The sequence below is a fragment of the Pelomonas sp. KK5 genome (genome assembly GCF_001984095.1).
In the GTDB taxonomy this organism is placed as follows: domain Bacteria; phylum Pseudomonadota; class Gammaproteobacteria; order Burkholderiales; family Burkholderiaceae_C; genus KK5.
The window spans coordinates 12,303-36,945 of sequence record NZ_LYVQ01000036.1 but is presented as its reverse complement, the minus strand read 5'-3'; the positions used below and the strand labels follow the sequence as shown (position 1 = coordinate 36,945).

Here is a 24,643-nt window from a genome sequence, read left to right as displayed (position 1 = left end):
TCACCCAGGGCGCGGTGTGGCCGGCGATCTGCAAGGTCATCGGCGAGGAGCGCTGGATCGAGGACGAGGCCTACAAGACCCCGGCCGCCCGGCTGCTGCACCTGAAGCCGATCTTCGCCCGCATCGAGAAGTGGACGATGACGAAGACGAAGTTCGAGGCGATGGAGATCCTGAACCAGTACGACATTCCCTGCGGGCCGATCCTGTCGATGAAGGAGATCGCCGCCGACGAATCGCTGCGCGCCAGCGGCACGATCGTCGAGGTGGACCACCCGGTGCGCGGCAAGCACCTGACGGTGGGCAACCCGATCAAGATGAGCGACAGCCCGACCGAGATCACCCGGGCGCCCTTGCTGGGTGAACACACCGAGGAGGTGCTGGCGGAGTTGGGCTTCAGCCCCAGTGATCTGGCGGCGCTACGCGAAGAGAAAGTGATCTGAGCAGAAACAAGAAAGCCCTCGCAAGAGGGCTTTCTTTTCATCAGGCCGCGTCGGTCTTCTTCAGCCGAACCGCGCCGCGCTTCTTCGGCTCGGCCGTCTTGGCCACCACCTCGGCGGCCGTCGGCTTGGCGGCAGCCGCTTCATCGGCCGCCAGATCCTCTTCCTTGATCACGCGGGTGAACGGCGCCAGGATGGGCACCATCTGGCCGTAGATCTTCGGGCTGCCGGCCAGCACTTCGCGCTGGTGCATGAAGTCGCTCTCGCCGGTGAAGTTGCCGATCAGGCCGCCGGCCTCGGTGATGATCAGCGAGCCCGCCGCCACGTCCCAGGGGTTCAGTCCCATCTCGAAGAAGGCGTCGTAGTAGCCGGCGGCCACGTAGCAGAGGTCCAGCGCCGCGGCACCCGGCCGGCGCACGCCAGCCACCTCGGTCATCACCGCCTCGAACATCTTCAGGTAGCGCTTGGGGTTGTCGCCGCGGCGGTAGGGGAAGCCGGTGCCGACCAGGGCGTCGGAGAGACGCGTCCGCTTGGACACGCGCAGGCGCTTGTCGTTCAGGTAGGCGCCGCGGCCCTTGGTGGCGTAGAAGAGGTCGTTGCGGGTCGGGTCGTAGACGACGGCCTGCTGCACCACGCCGCGATGCGCCAGCGCGATGGACACGCAGTACATCGGCAGGCCGTGGATGAAGTTGGTGGTGCCGTCCAGCGGATCGATGATCCAGACGAACTCGCTGTGCTTGGCGCCGTGCTCGCGGCCGGACTCTTCGGCCAGGATGCCGTGGTCGGGGTAGGCGCTCAGCAGGGTCTCGATGATGACCTGCTCCGCCGCCTGGTCCACCTCCGTCACGAAGTCATTGGGCGCCTTGGTGTTGATCTTCAGCGCTTCCAGGTCCAGCGAGGCGCGGTTGATGATCGAGCCCGCCGCGCGTGCCGCCTTGATGGCGATGTTGAGCATCGGATGGAGATTGGCTTGCTGCGACGACATAGGGCGCTGAACCTCTTCGTTAGGGTTTCGGGGGTGGACTGGCGGGAAGAAAGAGCGGCGTTGCGCGGCAGAACCGGCAACGATAATCCGCCAGTTTAACCGAGACAAGGGATTTCCCGAAGTGGAAACCACACGATTCATCCTGATCAACACCAGCCACCCGGGCAATGTCGGCGCCACTGCGCGGGCGATGAAGGTGATGGGCTTCAGCGAACTGGTGCTGGTGGCCCCGCGCTTCGGCGATGTGCTGAGCCAGGAGGAGACCGTCGCGATGGCCAGCGGCGCGGCCGACATCCTGGTGCGCGCCCGCATCGTGCAGACGCTGGAAGAGGCGCTGGACGGCGTCACCTTCGCCTGCGCCACCGCGATGACCCCGCGCGACTTCGGCCCGCCGACGCGCGAGCCGCGCCCGCTGTTCACGGGACTGGCGGCCTCGCAGCACAAGGTCGGCCTGGTGTTCGGCTCGGAGCGCTACGGCATGTCCAACGAGGACGTCTACCGCTGCCATGCGGTGCTCTCGATCCCCACGCACCCCGAGTACGGCTCGCTGAACCTCGCCCAGGCCGTGCAACTGCTGGCCTACGACTGGCGGCAGGCGCTGGGCGGCTTCTCGGTCGAGCCGCGCACGGTGGACCGCGACCTCGCCGATGCGCAAGCAGTGCAGGGCATGCTGGCGCATCTGCAGCAATCGCTCGAACAGATCGGCTTCCTCGACCCGAAGGCGCCGCGCAAGCTGATGCCCCGCCTGAACCAGCTCTTCAACCGCGCGCAGCTGACGACCGAGGAGGTCCACATCCTGCGCGGCATTGCCCGCCAGATGGTGAAGGCCTCGCCCGCCAGCGAGGATTGAGCAATCTCGCTAGACTGGCCGCCCACTTCCGTATTACTCACCCATGTTCCAGCGTCTGCGCGAAGACATTGCTTGCATCATCGAGCGCGACCCGGCCGCCCGCACGGCCTGGGAAGTGCTGACCCTGTACCCGGGCCTGCATGCCCTGGTCCTGCATCGTCGCGCGCACTGGTGTTGGCATCACGGCTTCAAGTGGATGGGCCGCGCGATCTCGCAGTTCTCGCGCTGGTGGACCGGCATCGAGATCCACCCGGGCGCCAAGATCGGCCACAAGGTCTTCATCGACCACGGCATGGGCATCGTCATCGGCGAGATGGCCGAGATCGGCGAGGGCTGCACGATCTACCAGGGCGTGACCCTGGGCGGCACCTCGCTGGTCAAGGGCGCCAAGCGGCACCCGACGCTGGGCCCCGGCGTGATCGTCGGCGCCAATGCCTGTGTGCTGGGCGGCTTCACCGTGGGCGCGGGCGCCCGCGTGGGCTCCGGCGCGGTGGTGACCAAGCCGGTGCCCGCTGGCGCCACGGCGGTGGGCAACCCCGCGCGCATCATCGAGGCCAGGACCGACGCGGCCCGCGAGGAGGCCGCGGCCAAGATGGGCTTCTCGGCCTACGGCGTGACGCAGGGCGACGACCCGGTCGCCCAGGCGATGAAGGGCCTGATCGACAACGCCGCCGGCCACGAGCACCAGATCGCGCTGCTGTGGGACGCGATCTGCAAGCTGTCCACCTCGGCCAAGAGCGACTGCGTACCGGCCGATGCCCAGCGGGACGAGGACTTCGACGCCGCCGAGCTGAGCCGCCTGGTCAAGTAGCGGCTCTTGCTGCCCACCTGCGCCGCGCTGCCAGGCCGACGAGGCCCAGCGCGGCCAGCGTCATCGAGGCGGGTTCGGGCACTGCGGTGACCGACACGGCGTCGACGATGAAGTAGCCCGGGTCATTCCTGAAGGTGAAGACCAGCGGTGTCGATGCGCCCGCTGCGCTTGCCGTGAAGCTCAAGGTCTGCAGGGCGGTCGACGCGGGGCTGATGGCCTCGTAGACCGATTGGCCGCCGAAGCTGACCGACAGGCTGCTGGGCGTGCTGCCGTCGCCCTGGAAGGCGAAGCTGATCGTATAGCTCTGCCCGGCCACCGTGCTCAAGACCTGGCTCAGCGTGTCGGAGGCGCCGTCGGTGCCGAGGAAGGCTTCGCAACTGCCCTCCGGCGCGCTGCCCGCGCCAGCGCAGTAGACGCCGCTGTACGGATTGCTCAGCACGCTGCCCGACCAGCCGGTCAGGCTGCCGGCCTCGAAGCCGCCGTTGCTGACCAGCTCGGCAGCCGACGCGGGCAGGGCCACGCCCAGAGCGGCAAGGGCGGCGATCGCGATTGAAGACTTGATGTGCATGACGGTTCCTTTTCTTCTTCAGGGCGTGCAGGAGATCTGGCCGCCGACGACGGTGCAGGCCGATTGCTTGAACAGCGGCGTGTAGAGGTAGTTGCCGACGTTGCTGGTACTGACGTCCGAGGCCGTGGTCGGCGTGTAGGGCACGAAGCTGGCGGCGCTGCTGGTGCTGCCCGAGCCGCTGTAGCGGGCCACCGTCGGGTACGGGTACACGGGCCGCGAGACGCCGGTCGTGCTGTTGTTGGCCACCAGCGCATTCGGCGCCGAGCCGGTCTCCACCCAGGACATCAGCGGCGTCAGCAGGTCGAAGGTGTTCGGCCCCAGGCCGCCGCCGCAGTGGCCCATGCCGGGGAACAGGTAGAAGCGGGCGAAGTTCTGCGGCGTGCGCGAGACCTTGCTCATCGTCTCCCAGTACTGGATCGTGCCCTGCGGGGAGATGTGCTGGTCGGCCCAGCCGTGCCACAGGATCAGCTTGCCGCCCGCGCCGGCGAAGGGTCGCAGGTCCGGGTTGGTGGCCGAGTACATCGCGGACGAGGCGACGGTCGACATGAAACCGGCGGTGCTGAAGTCCAGGTCATTGAGCGTGCGGGCGGTCTGCGTGGCGGCGTCCTTGAACGGCTGGTTCAGGAAGGTCTTGTAGAGCCAGCCGTTGACGAAGTTCTCACCCTGGGCGCTGGCCCCCTGTGCGGCGGGCATGTAGAGCGTCCAGTCGAGTTCCGAACCCCACTGGCTGGCGCCCTCGGGCTCCAGGCGCTGCCCGTCGGTCGAGCGCGCGCCGTCGTGGATGCGGAAGACCGCGTCGGCCTGCGCCTGGCTCAGGCAGCCCGCCTCGTTGTTGTTGTTCGCGCAGACCAGCGTGTTGGTGTTGAACTTGCAATTGCGCGGGTCGTCGATGATGCCGTCGGCCACGCCGTCCAGCGCGTCGCAGGCGGCGACCACCTTGCTGTGCACATAGGCCAGGTTGCCCTGCAGCAGCAGGTAGGTGTTGCGCGCGGGGATCGGCAGCACGCCCGGGGTGGACTGGTTGGTCAGCACCCGATTGCCGTGGTGGTAGGTGTTCTGCACGTCCATGTTGTTGGCGGGCGCACCGGCGGCAATGCCGTTGAAGTCGTTCGGGTAGCGCTGCGCGGACATCAGCGCCTCGCGGCCGCCGTCGGAGCAGCCGTCGAAGTAGGAGTACGCCGGGCCACGGCCGTAGAAGGCGCCGATCACCGCCTTGGCCACCTGCGCCGCCACGTGGACCCCGCGGTAGGCGAAGTCGACGCCGGCCCAGGGGTTGTTGACGATCCAGGTCGAGCCCTGGGCGCTGGTGTGGCCCATGTTCGTCGTGGCCGTCACCAGTTCGCCGTTGTTGACCGGCACGCAGCCGGCGGACTGGGTCGGTGCGCCGAGGTTGTCGCTGCCGCACTCACCGCCGCAGCCGTTCTGCACGTAGCGCTGGGTCCAGTTGTCCATCGGCAGCTTCATGACGATGGAGGCGGCGCCCGGCCCGATCAGGCCGCGTACCGAGCAGTAGGCCGAGGGGTTGCTGGCCGAGGCCGGCACGAGCGATACGGCCGAGAAGGTGACCTGGCCGTTGTCGTCGGCCACGCCGTTGAGGTTGAGGCCTTGGAAGGCGGCGAGGGTGCAGCTCATCGCCGAGGGAACCGCCGGCAAGGCGGCGATGGCCTGGGCGTCCGCGATCGGCGGCATCGATGCGACGCCCAGGATCAGCACCGCCAGGCAGGCGACCTGGCGCACAAGGGTCTTCAGGGGTTTCAACATAGTGTCTCCATGCTTGTTCTGCCGCGGTCGGCGCAAGTGCCGCCGCGGTGAGAAAAGCATAGGAGTGCCGCCCTGACCCTCGGGAGATGGTCAGGCCGCAGGCGCGATAACCGGGCGTTATCGGTGTTTGTGCGGGGAGGGGCGCGCCATCAGGACGATGGCGCGACAGCAGGCAGCAGGAGCCGAGGCGGGCTCAGTGATGGTGGCCGTGGTCGCCGTGGGCGTGGCCGTGGGCGATCTCCTCGGCCGAGGCGGCGCGCACGGAGATCACCTTGAACGAGACCTTCAGGCTCATGCCGGCCAGCGGGTGGTTGCCGTCCAGCATGACGGTGTCGCCCTTGATCTTGACCACGTTGTAGAGCTGGAATTCGCCGCTCTCGCCCTCGCGAAGTTCCAGCGCGCCACCGACCTTGACGCCGGGCGGGAAGTCCTTCTTCGCCAGCGTGCGGACCTTGCTCTCATCACGTTCGCCGAAGGCGTTCTCGGGCGTCAGGTCCAGCGTCGTGGCGAAGCCCTTTTCCTGGCCTTCCAGCGCGGCCTCGATGGCGGGCAGGGTGTTGCCATAGCCGCCCACCAGCAGGGCCATCGGCTCCTTGGAGGCTTCGATGACGCGGCCCAGGTGGTCGGCCACCTTCAGCGTGAGGGTGACGATGGTGTCTTTTTCGATCTTCATTGAGGTTTCGCGGTACGGATGGCGGATTTGGGACGGAAGGCCTTGCAGACCTCCTCGCGGGTTTCGAGATACGGGCCGCCGATCAGGTCGATGCAGTAGGGCACGGCGGCGAAAATCCCCGTCGCGCTGGCATGGCCGGACAGGGTCTCGGCGATCGCCTTGGGCTGGCCCGGCAGGTTGATGATCAGCGCCTTGCCGCGGATCACGGCGACCTGGCGCGAGAGGATGGCGGTGGGCACGAAGTGCAGCGAGATCTGCCGCATCTGCTCGCCGAAGCCGGGCATCTCCTTGTCGGCCACGTCCAGCGTGGCCTCGGGCGTGACGTCGCGCGGCGACGGGCCGGTGCCGCCGGTGGTCAGCACCAGATCGCAGTTAGCACTGTCGACCAGCTCGCGCAGCGTGGCGGCGATCTGCGGGCGTTCGTCGGGGATCAGGCGGGGCTCGAAGTCGATCGGGTTGAGCAGCGCGTTGGCGAGCCATTCCTTCAAGGCCGGCAGGCCCTTGTCCTCGTAGACGCCGGTGGAGGCGCGGTCGCTGATCGAGACGATGCCGATGCGAACTCGGTCTTCACTCATCTTCTGCAGGCTCCACGCGCAGCTGCTCGGCCTTGATGAACTGGAACAGCTCGCGGAAGGCCCGGCCCTTGCGCTGCTCGGGCGGCAGCGCCTGGTCCTTGCGGGCGGCGCGCACGAGGCTGCGCAGCTGCTGCACGTCGATGCCGGCGTGTTCGTCGATGAAGGCCTGCAGCGCGGCGTCCTCGCTCATCAGCCGCTCGCGCCAGCGCTCGCTCTGGTGCAGCGCGAGGCTGTCCTTGGCATGGCCCAGCTTGTAGGCGGCCACGGCTTCCTTGATCGGCTCCGCATCGACGCGGCGCATCAGCTTGCCGATGTACTGCATCTGGCGGCGGCGACCCTCGAAGTTGGTGATCTTCTTGGCGGCCTTGACCGCGTCCAGCAGGATCTCGGGCAGGTTCAGCGGCTCGACGCGGTCGGCCGGCAGCGTCAGCAGGTCTTCGCCGAGGGACTGGAGATCGTGCATCTCCTTCTTCTTCTGGGTCTTGCTGGGACGATCGTAGAAGTCGTCCTCGGCATCGAGGGGATGGTCGTCGTGTGTCATGGTCGTGTTCTGGCGCAACTATGATTGTCGCCCACAACCGTTCCAAGGCCCCAATGACCACGCCCGACTCCTCTTCCGCCGCCGCCGGTTTCTCCTACAGCAAGGAGCGTTTCCGCGAACTGGTGGAGCAGGTGCTGGCCGAGGCGAAGAAGGTCGGGGCGACGGACGCGGGTGCGGAAGTCTCCGAAGGCTGCGGCCTGTCGGTCTCCACGCGCCTGGGCAAGGTCGAGAACGTGGAGCGCAACCGCGACAAGTCGCTGGGCGTGACCGTCTACGTCGGCCAGCGCCGCGGCAATGCGAGCACCTCGGACTTCTCGACGAAGGCGCTGCAGGACACGGTCCGCGCCGCCTTCGACATCGCCCGCTTCACCGCCGAGGATCCGGTGGCCGGCCTGCCCGAGGCGGAAGACCTGTCGCTGGACGAATCCGCCCGTCCCGAACTGGACCTGTTCCACCCCTGGGCGATCGACGCCGCCGGTGCCACCGAGCTGGCGCTGCGCTGCGAGGCGGCGATCTTCGACGTGGACAAGCGCATCACCAACAGCGAGGGCGCGGCCGTGTCGGCCCAGCAGTCGCACTTCTACGCCGGCAACACCCGCGGCTTCGGCGGCGGCTACGCCAGCTCGCGCCATTCGATCTCGGTGGCGCCGATCGCCGGCCGCGGCGCCGGCATGCAGCGCGACTCCTGGTACAGCTCGATGCGCGACGCGGCCGACCTGGCAAGCGCCGAGCAGGTGGGCCGTTATGCCGCCGAGCGCGCGCTCTCGCGCCTGAAGGCCCGCAAGGTGAAGACGGCCGAGGTGCCGGTGCTGTTCGAGAACACCGTGGCCGCCGGCCTGCTGGGCGGCCTGGTGCAGGCCACCAGCGGCGGCGCGCTGTATCGCCGCGCCACCTTCCTGCTGGACAGCCTGGGCACGCAGGTGATGGCCTCGCACATCGACATCGCCGAGGATCCGCACGAGCGCAAGGGCAAGGGCAGCTCGCCCTTCGACGACGAGGGTGTCGTCACCCGCGCCCGCAAGGTCGTCGAGGCCGGTGAACTTCAGGGTTATTTCCTGTCCACCTACTCGGCCCGCAAGCTGGGCATGAAGACCACCGGCCATGCCGGCGGCTCGCACAACCTGCGCATGACCAGCCGCGCCACTGCGCCCGGCGACGACCTGCCGACGATGATCCGCCGCATGGGCCGTGGCCTGTTCGTCACCGAACTGATGGGGCAGGGCGTCAACTACGTGACCGGCGACTACTCGCGCGGCGCCAGCGGCTACTGGATCGAGAACGGCGAGATCGCCTTCCCGGTCCACGAGGTGACGATCGCCGGCAACCTGAAGGACATGCTGCGCGACATCGTCGGCATCGGGACGGATGCCTATACGGTCGGCACCAAGACGATCGGCTCGGTGCTGATCTCGAAGATGAAGCTGGCCGGCTCCTGATTGGCGGGGTTTGCCCCGGGCTGAGGCCCGAGATGCGCTCCTAGAATCGTTTGGACATAACGGTTCAACCAAGGAGACAAGAACCATGATGGAGCGTCGTTCCTTCGTCCGCAGCGCGGGCATCGCTGGCGTGCTGGCAGCCGGCGCCGCGCCGGCCATCGTGCACGCGCAGGCCCAGGTGCGCTGGCGCCTGGCCTCGAGCTTCCCGAAGTCGCTGGACACGCTGTACGGCGCGGCCGAGTTGTTCGCGAAGAAGGTTGGCGAGATGACCGGCGGCAAGTTCCAGATCTCGGTGCACGGCGCCGGCGAGATCGTGCCGGCGCTGGGCGTGGTGGACGGCGTGCAGGCCGGCACCATCGAGATGGCGCACACGGCGCCCTACTACTTCTTCGGCAAGGACCCGACCTTCGCGCTGGGCTGCGCCATCCCCTTCGGCCTGAACAGCCGCCAGATGACCGCCTGGATGGTTGAGGGCAACGGCCTGAAGCTGATGCGCGAGTTCTACCGCGGCTACAACATCATCAACTTCCTGGGCGGCAACACCGGCGCGCAGATGGGCGGCTGGTACCGCAAGGAGATCAAGTCGGTGGCCGACCTGAAGGGCCTGAAGATGCGCATCGCCGGCCTGGCGGGCCGCATCGTCGAGCGCCTGGGCGTGGTGCCGCAGAACCTGCCGGGCGGCGAGATCTACTCGGCGCTGGAGAAGGGCACGATCGACGCGGCCGAGTTCGTCGGCCCGTATGACGACCTGAAGCTGGGCTTCAACAAGGTGGCGCAGAACTACTACTACCCGGCCTGGTGGGAAGGCGGCCCGCAGGTGGACTTCTTCGTCAACACCAAGGCCTACGACGGCCTGTCGGCCGAGTACAAGGCCATCGTCGAGGCGGCCACGGCGCACGCCCATATCGAGCTGCAGGCCAAGTACGACGCGCGCAACCCGGCGGCGCTGAAGCAGCTGGTGGGCTCGGGTACGAAGATGTTCCGCTTCCCCAAGGACGTGATGGACGCGTCCTTCAAGGAGTCGATGGCCTACTACGCGGAGCTGTCGGGCAGCAACCCGGCGTGGAAGAAGGTGTACGAGGACTTCAGCACCTTCCGCCGTGACGCCAATCTCTGGTTCCGTTTCGCGGAAGCCGGCTTCGACGACTACATGCAGTCCCAGAAGCTGTAAAAGCAAAAGACCTGGCCCCACGGGGCCAGGTCTTGCTTCGGAGGATTGCGAATCAGAAGCTGGCGGGACGCCACTTCAGCAGGCGCTTCTCCAGCCGGGTCAGCAGGAAGTCCGCACCCAGCGCCACGACGGCCAGCACGATCATCGCGGCGAACACGCCGGCCGCGTTGAAGGCACCCTGCGCCGTTGCGATCAGCAGGCCGATGCCTTCTTTGGCCCCGAGGAACTCGCCCACCACCGCACCGACCAGCGCGAAGCCGAAGCTCACGTGCAGGCTGGCCAGGATCCAGGACATCGCCGAGGGGATCACCACCGCCGTGGTCAGCTGCCGCGGCGAGGCGCCGAGGATCTGCGCGTTGGCGATCATGTACTTGTCGGCCTCGCGCACGCCCTGGAAAGCGTTGTTGAAGACGACGAAGAACACCATTACCACCGCCAGCGCCACCTTGGACGCCATGCCCAGGCCCAGCGCGATCACGAAGACCGAGCCGAGCACCACGCGCGGGATCGAGTTGGCGATCTGGATGTAGAGGCTGAACACGTCGGACAGCAGCTTGTTGCGGCCCAGTACGATGCCGCAGAGCACGCCGGCCACCGAGCCGATCAGGAAGCCGATTACGGTCTCTTCCAGCGTCACTTCGACCTGGCGCCACAGCGAACCCTGCGAGGTGCCGTTCTGCACCCAGTCGACGATCTGGGCCCAGATGGTGGAGGGCTGCGCGTAGAAGAACGGATCGATCCACTTCTTCGTCGCGGCCAGTTCCCACAGGCCCAACGCCAGCACGAGGACGGCCAGGCGCAGGCCGATGATGTACCAGTGGCGGCGGCGGATGTGCGCCTGGGCGATCTCGGATTCCCTTGCCAGCGCTTCGTCGCTGAGCGCGGCGGGCAATGCCATGTCGGTCATGATGTGTGTCTCCTTCTCAGTGCAGGACGGCTTCGTCGCGCAGGTCGTTCCAGATCTGCTTGGACAACTCGATGAAGCGCGGGTCGTAGCGCACCTCGGCCATCACGCGCGGGCGCGGCAGGTCCACCTGGTAGACCTGCTTGAGCCGGGCGGGGCGGGCCGACAGCACGAACACGCGGTCGGCCAGCGCGATCGCTTCCTCGATGTCGTGCGTCACGAACACGACCGAGCCGCCGCTCTGCGACCACAGCTGCAGCAGCTCGCCCTGCATCAGCGTGCGGGTCTGCATGTCCAGCGCCGAGAAAGGCTCGTCCATCAGCAGGATCTCGGGCTTGTTGATGAAGGTCTGGGCCAGGGCCACGCGCTTCCTCATGCCGCCGGAGAGCTGGTGCGGGTAGTGCTTGCCGAACTTGGCCAGGCCCACGCGGGCGATCCAGTCCTCGGCCAGCGCATGGGCCTTGGCCTTGTCCATGCCGCGGAACAGCGGCCCGGCGGCGACGTTGTCCAGCACGTTGCGCCAGGGGAAGACCGCGTCGGCCTGGAACACGAAGCCGATGCGCGGGTCGATGCCGGCGACCTTGCCACCCATCACGCTGACCTCGCCGACGGTGGGCTTGAGCAGGCCGGTGATCATGTTCAGCGTGGTGCTCTTGCCGCAGCCGGTGGGGCCGACGATGGCGATGAACTCGCCCTTGGCGACGGCCATGCTGAAGTTGCGCAGCGCGACGGTGGCCTGGCCATCCTGCGAGATGAAGCGCAGCGAGACGTCCTTGAACTCGATGGCGGGTTGTTGATTCATTGGAACTCCTGGTAACGGGCGCACCCGTGGCGAATGAGGGCTCTCATCGAGCAGACGCCGTGGATCTGGCTTTGCCAGGCCACTGGCGTCGCCCCTTGAGGGGAGCGCGTAGCGCTTCGGGGTGGGCCTATTTGATGTCTCCCGGGATGAAGGCGTTCGTGTAGGTCTTGGACAGGTCGATGTTCTTGCCCTTGATCGCCGGCTTGGTGGCGGCCAGCACCTTCAGCACTGACTCGGGTCCGCCCGCGGGCATGCGGCCGTCGGCGGTGAACATCTGCAGGGAGGCCTGCAGCGCGGACACGTACAGCGCCTTGTCGCTGCCGTAGTAGTCCTTGGGCATCTTGTCGGCGATCTCGGCGGCGCTGTGGGTGCTGATCCACTTCATCGTGCGGGCGAAGGCCTTGGCCAGCTTGGCGGCCTCGGCCTTGTGGGCGTCGGCCCACGAGTTCTGCACGTACAGGCTGGCGGCGGGGTAGAGGCCACCCAGAGCGGCCACGGTGTCCTTCTCGTTGCGCAGGTCCACCAGCACCTTGCCGTCGCCGCTCTTGAGCACCTCGGAGATCGTCGGCTCGGTGGTCATGCCGCCCTGGATGCGGTCCTGCTTGAAGGCGGCGATGAAGGTGTTGCCGGCGCCCACCGGCAGCAGCGTGTAGTCCTTGCTTGCCACGCCGGCGCGCTCGGCGAGATAGCGGGTCAGGAAGTCGGTGGACGAGCCCAGGCCGGTCACGCCCAGCGTCTTGCCCTTGGCGTCGGCCATGCTCTTGAAGCCGGCGGCCGCGGCCTTGGTGGAGACCAGCTCGGCCTCGCCCGGCACCTTGCAGAACACGGCGATCGCCTCGATCTCCTTGCCCTTGCTCTGCAGGTCGATCGTGTGGTCGTAGAAGCCGACCACGCCCTGCACGGCGCCGGCGATCAGCTGGTTCTCGGCGTCCACGCCGGCGGGCTGCGACTGCAACTCGACCGTCAGGCCCTCGTCCTTGAAGTAGCCGAGCACTTCGGTGAGCTTGGCGGGCAGGTAGATGATCTTGTTGATGCCGCCGACCATGATGGTGATCGGCTCGGCGGCCTGGGCGGCGCTGCATGCGAGGGTGGCGGCAAGCGCCAGCGGGAGGAAACGCATCGCGAAGTCTCCATGTGTTGTTGTAGGCTCGCCCAGTCTAGGAATCGCCTTCTTTCGGCGGCCTTTCGCTCCACCGGCCAAAATGCAGGTGGAAACCCTATGAAGATTCTGCTGATCGAAGACAACGCCGAGCTCTCGCTCTGGTTGACCCAGTTGCTGCGTGAACAGGGCTTCGTCGTCGACCCGGTGGCCGACGGCGAGGCCGCCGAGCTGCTGCTGCGCGAGCACGCCTACGACGTGGTGCTGCTGGACCTGAACCTGCCCGGTGCGCTCTCCGGCAAGGGCGTGCTGCGGCGCCTGCGCGACCGCGCCGATGCGGTGCCGGTGATGGTGCTGACCGCCAGCGCCTCGCTGGACCAGAAGGTGCAATGCCTGGAGATCGGCGCGGACGACTATCTCGTCAAGCCGGTGGAGATCCGCGAGCTGGTGGCACGCATCCAGGCGCTGGTGCGGCGCCAGGTGCCGGGCAAGGCGAACGTGATGCTCTGCGGCGACCTCGCCTACGACCTGCGCACCCGCCAGTTTGCGCTGAAAGGGCAAGACCTGGCCCTGCCGCCGCGCGAGCGTTCGCTGCTGGAGGCGCTGATGCTCAAGAGCGGCAAGGCGGTGTCCAAGCCGGCGCTGCTGGCCGGCATCTTCGCGCTGGACGAGGAGGCCAGCGCCGATGCCGTCGATCTCTACGTCCATCGGCTGCGCAGGAAGCTGGAGGGCAGCCAGGCGGCGCTGATCACGCTGCGCGGCGTCGGCTATCTGCTCAAGGTCCGTGAAGAAGATTCCTAGCCTGCGCCTGCGGCTGCTGGTGTGGCTGCTGCTGCCGATGTCGGCCTTCGTCGCGATCTGCGCGGCGCTGGCCTGGCGGCATGCGGCCTCGGTGGCCGACTATGTGCAGGACCATGACCTGCTGTCCTCGGCCCAGGTGCTGTCGGACCGGCTGATCTGGCAGGACGACACGCTGTCCGCCGTCGTGCCGCCCTCGGCGCTGAGCCTGTTCGCCTCGCCGGAGCGGGACCAGGTCTTCCTCAGCGTGACCGCCTCCGACGGCCGCCTGCTGGCCGGCACGCCGCACTTCCCGCTGCCCGCGAGCAAGCCGGCGAAGGATGCCGTCTGGTATGACGCGCAGCTCGACGGCCAGCCCTTGCGCGTCGTGCTGATCCGGCGCTCGATGTACGAGCTGGGCGGCAGCGAGCAGGTCAGCATCGCCGTCGGCAAGACGCCGCGCAGCCGTGACGCGATGCTGCTGAAGCTCTGGTGGCCCAATGTCGGCTATCTGCTGCTCGCCTTGCTGCTGGCCGCCGCATTGGCCACGCTGGCGCTGACCTGGGAACTGCGTCCCCTGATGTGGCTGAGCCGGCAGTTGCGCGGGCGCGATCCGCTGCACCTGGACCTGCAGCTCGACGCCCAGGGCCTGCACAGCGAACTGCGGCCGGTGGCCGACACGCTCAATGCCTACACCGAGCAGTTGCGCGAGCATGCGCAGGCCCAGCGCCGCTTCATCGCCGACGCGGCCCATCAGCTGCGCACGCCGCTGGCGCTGCAGGCCACGCAGATCGAGTTCGCCCGCTACACCCGCGCCCATCGCAAGGACGAGGACTGGCAGGACCGGCGCGCCGACATGGACCGCATGTGGCAGCAGATGCATGCCAGCAACCGCCGGCTGGTGGCGGTGACGAACAAGCTGCTGCTGCTGGCCCAGGCCGAGCAGCCGGATGCCGGCGCGGGGCTGGAGCCACTGGACCTGCGCGAGTCGGTGCTGCAGGTGCTGGAGCAGTTGGCCGCGCTGGCCGAGCGACGCGGCGTGGACCTGGGGCTGGAGGCCGAGGACGCGCCGTATCCGGTGATGGCTCAAGCGGCGCTGCTGGATGCGCTGGTGAGCAATCTGGTCGACAACGCGCTGCGCTACACGCCGGCGGGGGAGGGCCGGGTGACCGTGGCGCTGCTGCGCGAAAGCGATGGCGCCGTGACGATGCAGGTCGACGACAACGGTCCCGGCATCGAGCCCGGGCTGCGCGAGCAGGTGTTCGAGCGCTTCTTCCGCGCGGCGAGCGATACCGAGGGCACCGGCCTGGGCCTGGCCATCGTGCGCGAGGCGGCTCGCGCCCTGGGCGCGGTTGTGGCGCTGGAAGACAACCCGCGCGACGGCCGCGGCCTGCGCGTCACGGTCCGCCTCGCCGCAGCAGCTATTTCTTCTCCTGCTCCAGCGAGCGCCTGACCGCCTCCATCGGATCCTCCTCGGCGGCCGAGGCCGGCGCGCTGGCGGCACTCGCCGGGAGGGCGGGCGCGTCGTCGCTGTACTTCCTGCCGTTGTCCATGTCCTGCAGCATCTGCGAGGCCTTGTTCATGTCCACGGCCTTCTCCTTCTCCAGGAACATCGTCACCGAGCCGGGGAAGAAGATCACCACCGCCACCAGCAGCAGCTGCATCAGCACCCAGGGAATGGCGCCCATGTAAATGTCGCTGGACTCGACCTTGCGCGGGATCGAGCCGCTCTTGAACAGCGTGTCCGAGATGCCGCGCAGGTAGAACAGCGCGAAGCCGAAGGGCGGGTGCATGAAGCTGGTCTGCATGTTCACGCACAGCATCACGCCGAACCAGACCAGGTCGATGCCCATCTTGCTGGCCACCGGCCCCAGCAGCGGCAGGATGATGAAGGCGATCTCGAAGAAGTCGAGGAAGAAGGCCAGGAAGAAGATGAACACGTTGACCGCGATCAGGAAGCCGATCTGGCCGCCCGGCAGGTGCGAGAGCATGTGCTCGATCCAGGCCCCGCCCTCGACGCCCTGGAACACCAGCGAGAAGGTGCGCGAGCCGATCAGGATGAAGACCACCATCGCGGTGATGCGCATCGTGCCGGCCATCGCTTCCTTCACCAGCGGCCAGGTCAGGCGCCGGTGCAGCGCGGCCAGGATGAAGGCGCCGACGGCGCCCATCGCGCCCGCCTCGGTGGGCGTGCAGATGGCCGTGTCGATGCCCGGCAGGCCGCCCATGCTGCCCAGCACGGCGAAGATCAGGACGGCCGATGGAATGATGCCGCGCAGGCATTTGGCCCACAGCGCCCAGCCCTGCAGGGTGCGCGCCTCCCTGGGCACGCCGGGCACGTCCTGCGGGCGCAGGCGGCTGACGATGAAGGTGTAGCCGGCGAAGATCAGTACCTGCAGGATCGACGGTCCCCAGGCGCCCTTGTACATGTCGCCGACCGAGCGGCCGAGTTGATCCGCCAGCACCACCAGCACCAGTGAGGGCGGCACCAACTGCGTGATCGTGCCCGAGGCCGCCAGCACGCCGGTGGCGTAGCGCATGCTGTAGCCCCAGCGCATCATCACCGGCAGCGAGATCATCGCCATCGCGATCACCTGGCCGGCCACGGTGCCGGTGATGGCGCCGAGGATGAAGCCGACGATGATCACCGAGTAGCCCAGGCCGCCCTTGACCGGGCCGAAGAGCTGGCCCATCGAGTCGAGCATGTCCTCGGCCAGGCCGCAGCGTTCCAGCAGCGAGCCCATCAGCGTGAAGAACGGAATCGCCAGCAGCAGGTCGTTGGACAGGATGCCGAACACGTTCTGCGGCAGCGCGGCCATGAACTCCGGCGGGAACCAGCCTTGGGCCACGGCATAGAACCCGCAGGCCAGGCCCAGCGCGGCCAGCGAGAAGGCGACGGGAAAGCCGATCAGCATGACGATGATCAGCCCCGCGAACATCAGCGGGGGGAACTGGTCCATCGTCATTGGAGCGGCCTCTCGTAGTGCGTCTCCATCTCGTAGGTGCCGGCAAGCCACGCCAGCCGCTTGATGACCTCAGCCAGGCCCTGCAACCAGACCATCGCGAAGCCCAGTGGCATCAGCAGCACCACCGGCCACAGGATCAAGCCGCCCGCGTTGCCCGAGACCTCGCCGCTGCGCGCTAACTTCAAGACATAGCTGACCAGCCCGAGGCTGGCGACGCTGTCGCCCGGCGCCATGCCGGTGCTCAGCTTGATAACGAAGAACTTCCACGCCAGCACGGCGAAGTAGCCGATCACCGGCAGCAGGAAGACCAGCAGTCCGAACAGGTCCACGAAGACCTTGCCGCGCCCGCGCAGCCGGCTGTAGAACAGGTCCACGCGGACGTGCTCGTTCAGCCGCAGCACCTGCGCCGCGCCCAGCATCACGCAGGCGGCGAACAGGTACCACTGGATCTCGAGGAAGGCGTTGGAGCTGTAGTCCAGCGCGTAGCGGACGACGGCATTGAGCGCGCTGATCAGGCAGGACAGCAGCACGGCCCAGCGGGCCACGGCGCCGAAGCCGTCATTCAGCCGATCGATGCCGCGCGCGAAGGCAAGTAACGGGGCGGTCATGGGCGCCGACTGTATCGAGTCGGCAGCGGCCCACGACCAGCTTTGGTGCGCGCTTCGGGAAACTCCGGATCAGAGTTCCATCGCCTGCGCGAACAGGCGCGTCGAGCGGGCGCCCGAACGGCAGAAGGCCAGGATCGGCTTGGGCAGGCTGTCCACCAGCGCGCGCATGGCGGCGATCTCTTCCGGCGACTGGTAGCCGCCGGCGACCGGCAGGTGCCGGTACTGCAGGCCGGCGGCCAGCGCGGCGTCTTCAATCGAGGCGCTGGTCGGCTGGTCGGGGCCGTGCTCGAAGTCGGGCCGGTTGTTGATCACGCTCTTGAAGCCGGCGGCCGCGGCCTGCGCCATCGATTCGGGCGCGAGTTGCGGGGCGACGCAGAAGTCTTCGGTGATTTGCTGGACCATGATGATCAGGTGCTCAGTGCTTGTTTCACGGCGGCGGAGACCAGGCCCATGTCGGCCTTGCCGGCCAGTTGGGTCTTCACTGCGCCCATGACCTTGCCCATGTCGCCCGGGCCCTTGGCGCCGACCTCGGCCACGATGGCCTGCACGGCGGCGGTGATCTCCTCGGCCGAGAGGCGCTGCGGCAGGTAGGCCTCCAGCACCTTCAGCTCGGCGGCCTCCTTGTCGGCCAGGTCCATGCGGCCGGCGGCGGTGAACTGGGAGAGCGAATCCTTGCGCTGCTTGATCAGCTTGTCGACGATGGCGATGGCGCCGGCGTCGTCGACGGTGACGCGCTCGTCCACTTCCTTCTGCTTGATCGCGGCCAGCAGCATGCGGATGGTCAGCAGCTTGTCGGCTTCCTTGGCGCGCATCGCGGCCTTCATGTCTTCGTTGATGCGGTCTTTCAGGCTCATGGATTCAGTCCTTGATCTGGGAAATGAAAAAGGCCCGTCGCAGCGTCCTGCGAGGGCCTTTTGCCGTGAATCAAGCCCCAGGGGCTCGACACAGAACGATCAGTACAGCTTCTTCGGCAGCTGCATGCTGCGAACACGCTTGTAGTGGCGCTTGACGGCGGCGGCCTTCTTGCGCTTGCGCTCGGACGTGGGCTTCTCGTAGAACTCGCGGGCGCGCAGCTCGGTCAGCAGGCCCAGCTTTTCGATGGTGCGCTTGAAGCGGCGCAGGGCGACGTCGAACGGCTCGTTCTCTTTGACGCGGATCGTGGTCATTTAACGGTATTTCCTATGAATGCGCTCGGTGTTCGACAGCCACCTTATTCCGAACTGAATTCGGTGACCGAAGCAGACTCTTTTGCAAAAGTATCCGGGAGTCGTTGCTACCGAATCGACGCGCAAGTTTGCTAGCAAAGACAGCGAGTATAACCCGGCAATCAAGGGTTTGCCACAGATCCTGTCGCAATTCCTTGAAGAGACCGGGCGCAGGCGGCCGCGCTGGCCCAGGCCCACTGGAAGTTGTAGCCGCCCAGCCAGCCGGTCACGTCCACCACCTCGCCGATGAAATGCAGGCCCGGCACGCGCTTGCTCTCCATCGTCTGGGAGCTGAGCTCGCGCGTATCGACGCCGCCGCGCATCACCTCGGCCTTGCGCCAGCCTTCGCTGCCGTTCGGCGCCAGCGACCAGCGCTGGAGTTGCTCGGCGAGCAGTTGCAGGTCCTTGTCCCTGCACTCGGGCATCGGCCGCGTGCCGTCGATCTTCAGCCGCTCTAGCCAGGCCTGGGCGAGACGGGTCGGCAGCAGCTCGGACAGCTCGTTGCCCAGTTGCCGGCGCGATTGCGCCTTGGCTTCGCGCAGCCGCTCGTCCAGCTCGGTGTCCGGCGCGAGATCGATCTGCAGGCTCTGGCCCTCGGTCCAGAAGCTCGAGATCTGCAGGATGGCCGGGCCGCTGAGGCCGCGGTGGGTGAACAGCAGGTCTTCCAGGAAGCGGCCGGCCGCCTTGCCCTTGCCGGTACTGACCTGCACCGGCAGCGACAGGCCCGACAGTGCGGAGAAGGGCGCCCAGGCCTCGGCATCGAAGGTCAGCGGCACCAGCGCTGCGCGGGGCTCGACGATGGCGTGGCCGAACTGCTTCGCCAGCCGCAGCCCCCAGTCGCTGGCGCCGATCTTCGGGATCGAGAGACCGCCGCTGGCGACGACGACCCGCGTGGCTTTCACCGGCCCGCGTGACGTCGCTAACTCGAAGCCTCCACTGACCGCGTTGACGGTCTGCACCGCGCAGGGCTGCCAGCGCGTCACGCCGCCCGCGTCGCAGTCGGCCAGCAGCATGCGGATGATCTGCTCGGCCGAGTCGTCGCAGAACAGCTGGCCCTTGTGCTTCTCGTGGAAGGCGATGCCGTGCTTCTGGACCAGCGCGATGAAGTCCTGGCTGCTGTAGCGGGCCAGGGCCGAGCGACAGAAGTGCGGATTCTCGGAAAGGAAGTTGGCCGGCGTCGCGTCGCGGTTGGTGAAGTTGCAGCGGCCGCCGCCGGAGATGCGGATCTTCTCCGCCACCTTCTCGGCATGGTCGATCAGCAGTACCTTCTGGCCCAGCTGGCCGGCGATGCCGGCGCAGAAGAGGCCGGCAGCGCCGGCGCCGACGATGGCCACGTCGAATGTCTGCATGGGGGTCGGACGAAAAAGCCAGCATTGTCACCGAGCCGCCACTGGGCCTCATTCCAGCGGCAACTATTTGTGCCGGGGCGGCCTTCAGCGGCGGCGATCTTCGCTACCATCCGGCGGAGAACAACAGAGGAGGCCAGCCGCAACGATCGGCTGGGTTCAACCGAGGATTCATGGACAACTCAGCCGCTTCGCCGAACGACGCACCGCCGCAGCCCGGCAGCCTCAGTCATTGGCTGGCCGGCCATCCGGGCCTGGTGTCTTCCTTCGGTGGTGCGCTGCTGAAGCTGGTCGAGCCGCAGAACAGCTATGTGACGGTCAAGTCGCTGGCGACCGGCCGCTATGTCTACGCGAGCGAGGGCATCGGCCACTGGTTCGATCGCAAGCCGGTCGTCGGGGCCAACGACAGCGAACTGGTGCGTAGCGAAGAAGCCATCGCGATGCGCCGCATCGAGCAGACGGTGATGGCCCAGGGCCAGATGCTGCTGAGCGAGCATCGGCTGGAGCTGGGCGGCCGGCGGCGCGAGTTCACCGTGACCCGCATGCCGCTGGGCGGCGAGCATCTTTTGGCCGTCTGGCACGAGCGCACCGAGGAGCGCCAGCGCGAGGCGCATCTGCAGCGCGCACTGCAGCAGATCGAGGCCCAGCAGCAGGCGCTGGAGCAGGCGCGCCGCGAGGCGCAGCGCGGTACCGGTCGCGACGACGCCTCCGGCCTCTACCTGCGTGGCCAGTTCGACGACCAGCTGCTGCGCGAGATCGATCTCTCCACCCGCGAGCATCGCGAGTTCGCCCTGGTGATCATTGCGCTGGATCCGGCGCCGGCCGCCGCCCAGGCCCTGGGCGATGACGGCCGGCAGCGCATGCTCGAAGGCGTCGGCCGCATGCTGCGTGCCAATACCCGGGCGATGGACGCGGCCTGCCGCATCGGCGAGTCGCGTTTCGCGGTGCTGCTGTCAGGCGTGGGCCTGGCGACGGCCCATGCGCGGATGGAGCAGCTGCGCCGCCAGTGCCAGGCGCAGATCGTCGTGCTCAACGGCATGGACCTGGGCCTGTCGCTGTCGATGGGTGTCTGCAGCTTCCCGCACACCGCTTCCAAGCAGGAAGACCTGCTGGCCGCCAGCGAGTTGGCCGTCGCCGAAGCGTTGAAGCGCGGCGGCAACCAGGTCGTGCTCGCCTCGATCCCTTTCAGCGACTGACGAGCTTGCGCCGGATGTGCGCCCATTCGTCGGGCGTCACCGGCGTGATGGACAGGCGGTTCCCCGGCGCCAAGGTGCGCATCTGCGCCAGCGCCGGATCGCCGCGCATCTCGGCCAGCGGCAGCAGCCGCGTCTTCTCGGCCAGCGTCACGTCCACATGCAGCCAGCGCGGCGCCTCGGGCTTGGACTTCGGGTCGTGGTACGGGCTCTGTGCATCGAACTGGCTCGCATCCGGATACGCGCCGCTGGCGACCGTGGCGAAGCCGGCGATGCCCGGCTCCGGGCAGGACGAGTGATAGAACAGCACGCCGTCACCGACCTGCATCTCGTCGCGCATGAAATTGCGCGCCTGGTAGTTGCGCACGCCGATCCAGGGGACGGTCTGGCCCGGGGCCGCGGCGAGGTCGTCGATCGAGCACTCGTCGGGCTCGGATTTCATCAGCCAGTAGTTCATGCGCGAGGCAAGGAATAAGGTGTCCACCGCCAGCCTGGCAGGCCGCATTCCTGAATCCAGGGATTCAGGTGGGCGAGGTCAGCCGCACTTCGGGTTCATCTGACGCGAGACGATCACACCTGCGGGGCGATGTTCCAGGCCCAGGCTCATATGAGCATCGGAACAGGAAATATAAAGCCCGCGGGGCTGCGGTGGACGATTGAGATTTTACCGCCTCGACGGCGCTGCGTCAGAGCAATTGACCGTCGCGACCTAAGGCTTCATCCAGACGGCGCACAAGGTTTTCGAGCTCGGGTTGCGAAGCTGCGGCGGCAGTGTTAGCTGCCGGCACCGCGCTCGTCTTGCCCTCGGCCAGTTGATAGGCCAGGTTCAGCGCGGCCAGCACGGCGATGCGCTCACGCGCCTTGATCTTGCCGGCATCGCGGATCGAGCACATCTCCTTGTCCACCTGCGTGACGGCCCGCGTCAGTGCGGCCTCGCCGCCCTCGGGGCAGCCGAGCAGGTAGCTCTGGCCCATGATGGTCACTTCCATCTGTTTCATTGTTGATTGCTGTCCGGTTCGGCTTGGTTCTCGACGGGCAGGCGTTCGAGCAAGGCGTCGACGCGCGCCCGCGCTGCGTTCAGCCGCGAGCGCAGGCTGTCCCGTTCCTGGGTGAGGGTGGACACCTGCTCCTCGAGCAGCGCGTTGGTACGGACCAGTTCCTCGTGGCGCAGCAGCAGTCGCTCGACGCGGTCGGTCAGGTCGGTGAAGCTTGGCATGGCGTCCCGTCTCGATATCAGGGTTTCATTGTAGGCGGCGACCGTAGTCGCACTGCGCCCTCACCGCGCACACCTCGCAATGCGGCCGGCGTGCCTGGCAGACGTAGCGGCCGTGCAGGATCAGCCAGTGGTGCGAGTCCACCGCGTAGGCCTTCGGCACGCGCTTCTCCAGCGCCAGCTCGACGGCCAGCGGGGTCTTGCCGGGCGCCAGGCCCGTGCGGTTGCTGACGCGAAAGATGTGCGTATCGACGGCCATCGTCGGCTGGCCGAAGGCGACATTGAGCACCACATTGGCTGTCTTGCGGCCGACGCCGGGCAGCGCTTCCAGCGCCTCGCGCGTGTCGGGCACCTTGCCGCCGTATTGCGAGACCAGGATCTCGCAGGTCTTCATCAGGTTCTGCGCCTTGGTGCGGTAGAGGCCGATCGTGCGGATGTACTCGGTCAGGCCCTCCAGTCCCAGCGCGATGATCCTCTGCGGCGTGTTGGCGACCGGGAACAGCCGCCGCGTGGCCTTGTTGACGCCGACGTCGGTGGCCTGCGCCGACAGCAGCACGGCGGCCAGCAGCTCGAACACGCTGCTGTATTCCAGCTCGGTCTGCGGCGTCGGGTTGGCGGCCTTCAGCGTGGCGAAGAAGGTCTCGATGTCTTGCTTGTTCATTGTTGGAATTCAGCGGCGGGCGCGCGCGCGGGCGAGGGCGGCCTCGATCATCGCCTTCTTGCGGTCCAGCTCGGGCGCATCGGTGATCTTCGAGGCGCCGGCGAGGTCGGCCAGCTTGGCCTCGGCCTTGGCCTGCAGGCGCTCGTCGTTCTCAGTCTTCTCGCGATGCCGGCGGAACCCGTGGAAGGCATAACGCTCAGCCGCAGCGGAGGCTCGCTCGGGGCCCCAGGCCGCCCAGCCGGTGCTGTCGCCGCTGTCATTGACCAGCGAGATGCAGTCCACCGGGCAGGCCGGCACGCACAGCTCGCAGCCGGTGCACTGCGCGGCTATCACCACATGCATCTGCTTGGCCGCGCCGGCGATGGCGTCGACCGGGCAGGCCTTGATGCACAGCGTGCAGCCGATGCACCAGGCCTCGTCGATGACGGCCAGCGTGCGCGGCGCCTCGAAGCCATGCTCGGCCGACAGCGGAAGGACAGGATGGCCGGTGATGGCCGCCAGGCGCCCGATGCCCTCGGCGCCGCCGGGCGGGCACTGGTTGATGCCGGCCTCGCCATCGGCGATGGCGGCGGCGTAGCTGTGGCAATCGGGATAGCCGCAGCGCGTGCACTGCGTCTGGGGCAGTGCGGCGTCGATGCGGCGGGTCAGGTCGACAAGGGAAGCGGGGAGCGTCAAGTGGCTTTGCTGCGCGTCCTGCGCGCGGGCTTGGAAGGGGCGGCCTCGGCAGCCGGCTTGTCGTACTTGGCGATGAAGGCCTGCACTTCCGGGTAGACCTTCTCGCGCCAGCGGCGGCCGGAGAAGATGCCGTAGTGGCCGGCGCCCTGCACGTCGTAGTGGTACTGGTTCGCGGTGGCGATGCCCGAGCACAGCTCATGGGCGGCGCGGGTCTGGCCGGCGCCGGAGATGTCGTCCAGCTCGCCCTCGATCGTCAGCAGCGCGGTGGTGGTGATGTCCTGCGGACGCACGGTGACGCCGTCGACGACCCAGGTGCCGTTCACCAGCGCGAAGTCCTGGAACACCGTCTTGATCGTGTCCAGGTAGTACTCGGCCGGCATGTCCAGCACGGCGTTGTACTCGTCGTAGAACTGGCGGTGCGATTCGGCGCTGTCGTCGTCGCCGCGCACCAGGTCGAGGAAGTAGTCGTAGTGCGAGGACAGGTGGCGGTCCGGGTTCATCGCGACGAAGCCGGTGTGCTGCAGGAAGCCCGGGTAGACCTCGCGGCCGGCGCCGGGGAAGTTCGTCGGCACGCGGTGGATCACATTGTTCTCGAACCACTCGTAGCTGCGGTTCATCGCCAGGTTGTTGACGGCGGTGGGGCTGCGGCGCGCATCGATCGGGCCGCCCATCATCGTCATCGACAGCGGCGTGGTCTCGCCGGCGGTGGCCATCAGCGAGATCGCGGCCAGCACCGGCACCGTCGGCTGGCAGACCGACATCACATGGCAGTCCGCCGCGCCGATGTGGCGGATGAAGTCCTGCACATAGTGGATGTAGTCGTCCAGGTGGAAGGTGCCGACCTCGGCCGGCACCATGCGGGCATCGGTCCAGTCGGTGATGTAGACCTTGTGGCCCTTCAGCAGCTGGCGCACGGTGTCGCGCAGCAGCGTGCTGTGGTGGCCGGACAGCGGCGCCACGACCAGCACGGTCGGCTGGTCCTTCATCGTGGCCAGGACTTCCAGGTCGTCGCTGTAGCGCTTGAAGCGCAGCAGGCGGCAGAAGGGCTTTTCCAGCGCCACCAGCTCCTGCACGGCCACGTCGACGCCGTCGACCTCGATGCTGCGGATGTCGAACTCGGGCTTCTCGTAGTCCTTGGCCAGGCGGTGCATCAGATCCATGGCCGCCGAGACGCGGGCCGACATCGGCGTCAGCATCGCAAACGGGGACAGCGGGTGGCTGTAGAGCTTGGCCGAGGCGCTGGCGAACTCCGCGAAGGGGCTCATCAGCGCGCGTTGGGTTTCGAATAACTGGTACAGCATGGCTGGCGTTTCTCGGGCTGGAGAACAATAAAGACTGACAATTTCCAGCCGAGATGGTGCCAGAAGTGCTGCGCCGCAGCAGTCC

At 67.5% G+C, this 24,643-nt stretch carries 29 protein-coding genes; 8 read left to right on the top strand and 21 right to left on the bottom strand.

Going from position 1 to position 24,643, the window contains the following annotated elements:
- Positions 1 to 440, top strand: a 440-nt coding sequence (locus tag B0W88_RS07865; protein WP_198937797.1) for a CoA transferase, incomplete at its 5' end; no start/stop codon positions are given.
- Between the two features lie 40 nt (positions 441 to 480).
- Here the strand turns inward: B0W88_RS07865 and B0W88_RS07860 are convergent.
- Positions 481 to 1,392: an inositol monophosphatase family protein gene (locus B0W88_RS07860; protein ID WP_369973852.1), complete on the bottom strand. Its 912-nt coding sequence runs from the start codon at positions 1,390 to 1,392 to the stop codon at positions 481 to 483.
- Between the two features lie 151 nt (positions 1,393 to 1,543).
- Between B0W88_RS07860 and B0W88_RS07855 the strand changes: the two genes are divergently transcribed.
- Together B0W88_RS07855 and cysE are read left to right on the top strand one after the other, a co-directional pair.
- Positions 1,544 to 2,272 carry an RNA methyltransferase gene (locus B0W88_RS07855; protein ID WP_077034100.1) on the top strand — a complete coding sequence of 243 codons (729 nt, stop codon included), beginning with the start codon at positions 1,544 to 1,546 and terminating at the stop codon, positions 2,270 to 2,272.
- 43 nt (positions 2,273 to 2,315) lie between these two features.
- A complete protein-coding gene (gene cysE, locus B0W88_RS07850; protein ID WP_077034099.1) occupies positions 2,316 to 3,083 on the top strand; it encodes a serine O-acetyltransferase in 768 nt (255 codons plus the stop codon).
- On the opposite strand, the gene B0W88_RS07845 is transcribed toward cysE, so the two are convergent.
- The 5 genes from B0W88_RS07845 to yjgA all read right to left on the bottom strand — a co-directional run bounded on the left by B0W88_RS07845 (position 3,076) and on the right by yjgA (position 7,201).
- Positions 3,076 to 3,651 (bottom strand): PEP-CTERM sorting domain-containing protein, encoded by a 576-nt coding sequence (locus B0W88_RS07845; protein WP_077034098.1) that lies wholly within the window; start codon positions 3,649 to 3,651, stop codon positions 3,076 to 3,078. The genes cysE and B0W88_RS07845 overlap by 8 nt on opposite strands.
- 18 nt (positions 3,652 to 3,669) lie before the next feature.
- Complete coding sequence (locus B0W88_RS07840) at positions 3,670 to 5,412, bottom strand: tannase/feruloyl esterase family alpha/beta hydrolase (RefSeq protein ID WP_077034097.1); 1,743 nt, start codon at positions 5,410 to 5,412, stop codon at positions 3,670 to 3,672.
- 193 nt (positions 5,413 to 5,605) lie between these two features.
- Positions 5,606 to 6,085: a peptidylprolyl isomerase gene (locus tag B0W88_RS07835; protein WP_077034096.1), complete on the bottom strand. Its 480-nt coding sequence runs from the start codon at positions 6,083 to 6,085 to the stop codon at positions 5,606 to 5,608.
- Positions 6,082 to 6,660: a molybdopterin adenylyltransferase gene (gene mog / locus B0W88_RS07830; RefSeq protein WP_077034095.1), complete on the bottom strand. Its 579-nt coding sequence runs from the start codon at positions 6,658 to 6,660 to the stop codon at positions 6,082 to 6,084. Before mog ends, B0W88_RS07835 begins: the two co-directional genes overlap by 4 nt.
- Positions 6,653 to 7,201 carry a ribosome biogenesis factor YjgA gene (gene yjgA, locus B0W88_RS07825; RefSeq protein ID WP_077034109.1) on the bottom strand — a complete coding sequence of 183 codons (549 nt, stop codon included), beginning with the start codon at positions 7,199 to 7,201 and terminating at the stop codon, positions 6,653 to 6,655. Before yjgA ends, mog begins: the two co-directional genes overlap by 8 nt.
- Before the next feature lie 53 nt (positions 7,202 to 7,254).
- Between yjgA and pmbA the strand changes: the two genes are divergently transcribed.
- Together pmbA and B0W88_RS07815 are read left to right on the top strand one after the other, a co-directional pair.
- On the top strand, positions 7,255 to 8,637 hold the full coding sequence (gene pmbA / locus B0W88_RS07820) for a metalloprotease PmbA (protein WP_077034094.1): 1,383 nt from the start codon (positions 7,255 to 7,257) through the stop codon (positions 8,635 to 8,637).
- 88 nt (positions 8,638 to 8,725) lie between these two features.
- Positions 8,726 to 9,808: a TRAP transporter substrate-binding protein gene (locus B0W88_RS07815; protein ID WP_077034108.1), complete on the top strand. Its 1,083-nt coding sequence runs from the start codon at positions 8,726 to 8,728 to the stop codon at positions 9,806 to 9,808.
- Positions 9,809 to 9,860: 52 nt separating this feature from the next.
- Here B0W88_RS07815 and B0W88_RS07810 read toward each other — a convergent pair whose 3' ends face one another.
- The 3 genes from B0W88_RS07810 to B0W88_RS07800 all read right to left on the bottom strand — a co-directional run bounded on the left by B0W88_RS07810 (position 9,861) and on the right by B0W88_RS07800 (position 12,634).
- Complete coding sequence (locus B0W88_RS07810; protein ID WP_077034107.1) at positions 9,861 to 10,706, bottom strand: ABC transporter permease; 846 nt, start codon at positions 10,704 to 10,706, stop codon at positions 9,861 to 9,863.
- A gap of 25 nt (positions 10,707 to 10,731) precedes the next feature.
- A complete protein-coding gene (locus B0W88_RS07805; protein ID WP_077034093.1) occupies positions 10,732 to 11,514 on the bottom strand; it encodes an ABC transporter ATP-binding protein in 783 nt (260 codons plus the stop codon).
- 127 nt (positions 11,515 to 11,641) lie between these two features.
- The gene (locus B0W88_RS07800) at positions 11,642 to 12,634 is read right to left on the bottom strand and encodes an ABC transporter substrate-binding protein (protein ID WP_077034092.1); all 993 of its coding nucleotides are present in this window, start codon (positions 12,632 to 12,634) and stop codon (positions 11,642 to 11,644) included.
- 99 nt (positions 12,635 to 12,733) lie between these two features.
- On the opposite strand from B0W88_RS07800, the gene B0W88_RS07795 reads away from it, so the two are divergent.
- Both B0W88_RS07795 and B0W88_RS07790 read left to right on the top strand, forming a co-directional pair.
- The gene (locus B0W88_RS07795) at positions 12,734 to 13,414 is read left to right on the top strand and encodes a response regulator transcription factor (RefSeq protein WP_077034091.1); all 681 of its coding nucleotides are present in this window, start codon (positions 12,734 to 12,736) and stop codon (positions 13,412 to 13,414) included.
- Positions 13,398 to 14,843 (top strand): sensor histidine kinase, encoded by a 1,446-nt coding sequence (locus tag B0W88_RS07790; protein WP_083748639.1) that lies wholly within the window; start codon positions 13,398 to 13,400, stop codon positions 14,841 to 14,843. Before B0W88_RS07795 ends, B0W88_RS07790 begins: the two co-directional genes overlap by 17 nt.
- On the opposite strand, the gene B0W88_RS07785 is transcribed toward B0W88_RS07790, so the two are convergent.
- From B0W88_RS07785 to B0W88_RS07760, 6 genes are all read right to left on the bottom strand, one after another.
- On the bottom strand, positions 14,812 to 16,356 hold the full coding sequence (locus tag B0W88_RS07785) for a TRAP transporter large permease subunit (protein ID WP_077034090.1): 1,545 nt from the start codon (positions 16,354 to 16,356) through the stop codon (positions 14,812 to 14,814). The genes B0W88_RS07790 and B0W88_RS07785 overlap by 32 nt on opposite strands.
- On the bottom strand, positions 16,353 to 16,964 hold the full coding sequence (locus tag B0W88_RS07780) for a TRAP transporter small permease subunit (RefSeq protein WP_077034089.1): 612 nt from the start codon (positions 16,962 to 16,964) through the stop codon (positions 16,353 to 16,355). Before B0W88_RS07780 ends, B0W88_RS07785 begins: the two co-directional genes overlap by 4 nt.
- A 69-nt stretch (positions 16,965 to 17,033) precedes the next feature.
- Entirely contained in the window at positions 17,034 to 17,366 is a 333-nt protein-coding gene (locus tag B0W88_RS07775; protein WP_077034088.1) for a TIGR01244 family sulfur transferase, read from the bottom strand.
- A 5-nt stretch (positions 17,367 to 17,371) separates the two neighbouring features.
- Positions 17,372 to 17,818 carry a GatB/YqeY domain-containing protein gene (locus tag B0W88_RS07770; protein WP_077034087.1) on the bottom strand — a complete coding sequence of 149 codons (447 nt, stop codon included), beginning with the start codon at positions 17,816 to 17,818 and terminating at the stop codon, positions 17,372 to 17,374.
- Positions 17,819 to 17,917: 99 nt separating this feature from the next.
- Positions 17,918 to 18,130 (bottom strand): 30S ribosomal protein S21, encoded by a 213-nt coding sequence (gene rpsU / locus B0W88_RS07765; RefSeq protein WP_009551973.1) that lies wholly within the window; start codon positions 18,128 to 18,130, stop codon positions 17,918 to 17,920.
- A gap of 161 nt (positions 18,131 to 18,291) precedes the next feature.
- The gene (locus B0W88_RS07760) at positions 18,292 to 19,518 is read right to left on the bottom strand and encodes an NAD(P)/FAD-dependent oxidoreductase (RefSeq protein ID WP_077034086.1); all 1,227 of its coding nucleotides are present in this window, start codon (positions 19,516 to 19,518) and stop codon (positions 18,292 to 18,294) included.
- Between the two features lie 170 nt (positions 19,519 to 19,688).
- Between B0W88_RS07760 and B0W88_RS07755 the strand changes: the two genes are divergently transcribed.
- Positions 19,689 to 20,711, top strand: a complete 1,023-nt coding sequence (locus tag B0W88_RS07755) for a GGDEF domain-containing protein (RefSeq protein ID WP_083748638.1) — start codon at positions 19,689 to 19,691, stop codon at positions 20,709 to 20,711.
- Here B0W88_RS07755 and B0W88_RS07750 read toward each other — a convergent pair.
- From B0W88_RS07750 to B0W88_RS07725, 6 genes are all read right to left on the bottom strand, one after another.
- A complete protein-coding gene (locus B0W88_RS07750) occupies positions 20,701 to 21,165 on the bottom strand; it encodes an EVE domain-containing protein (RefSeq protein WP_077034104.1) in 465 nt (154 codons plus the stop codon). The two genes, B0W88_RS07755 and B0W88_RS07750, sit on opposite strands and share 11 nt — an antisense overlap.
- Positions 21,166 to 21,394: 229 nt before the next feature.
- The gene (locus B0W88_RS07745; protein ID WP_077034085.1) at positions 21,395 to 21,706 is read right to left on the bottom strand and encodes a cell division protein ZapA; all 312 of its coding nucleotides are present in this window, start codon (positions 21,704 to 21,706) and stop codon (positions 21,395 to 21,397) included.
- Positions 21,703 to 21,924 (bottom strand): DUF904 domain-containing protein, encoded by a 222-nt coding sequence (locus tag B0W88_RS07740; RefSeq protein ID WP_077034084.1) that lies wholly within the window; start codon positions 21,922 to 21,924, stop codon positions 21,703 to 21,705. Before B0W88_RS07740 ends, B0W88_RS07745 begins: the two co-directional genes overlap by 4 nt.
- Before the next feature lie 25 nt (positions 21,925 to 21,949).
- Positions 21,950 to 22,582, bottom strand: a complete 633-nt coding sequence (nth, locus tag B0W88_RS07735) for an endonuclease III (RefSeq protein ID WP_077034083.1) — start codon at positions 22,580 to 22,582, stop codon at positions 21,950 to 21,952.
- 9 nt (positions 22,583 to 22,591) lie between these two features.
- On the bottom strand, positions 22,592 to 23,257 hold the full coding sequence (gene rsxB / locus B0W88_RS07730; protein WP_077034082.1) for an electron transport complex subunit RsxB: 666 nt from the start codon (positions 23,255 to 23,257) through the stop codon (positions 22,592 to 22,594).
- Positions 23,254 to 24,558, bottom strand: coding sequence for a polyhydroxyalkanoate depolymerase (locus tag B0W88_RS07725; RefSeq protein ID WP_077034081.1), 1,305 nt, complete (start codon positions 24,556 to 24,558; stop codon positions 23,254 to 23,256). Before B0W88_RS07725 ends, rsxB begins: the two co-directional genes overlap by 4 nt.
- Positions 24,559 to 24,643: the final 85 nt, after the last annotated feature.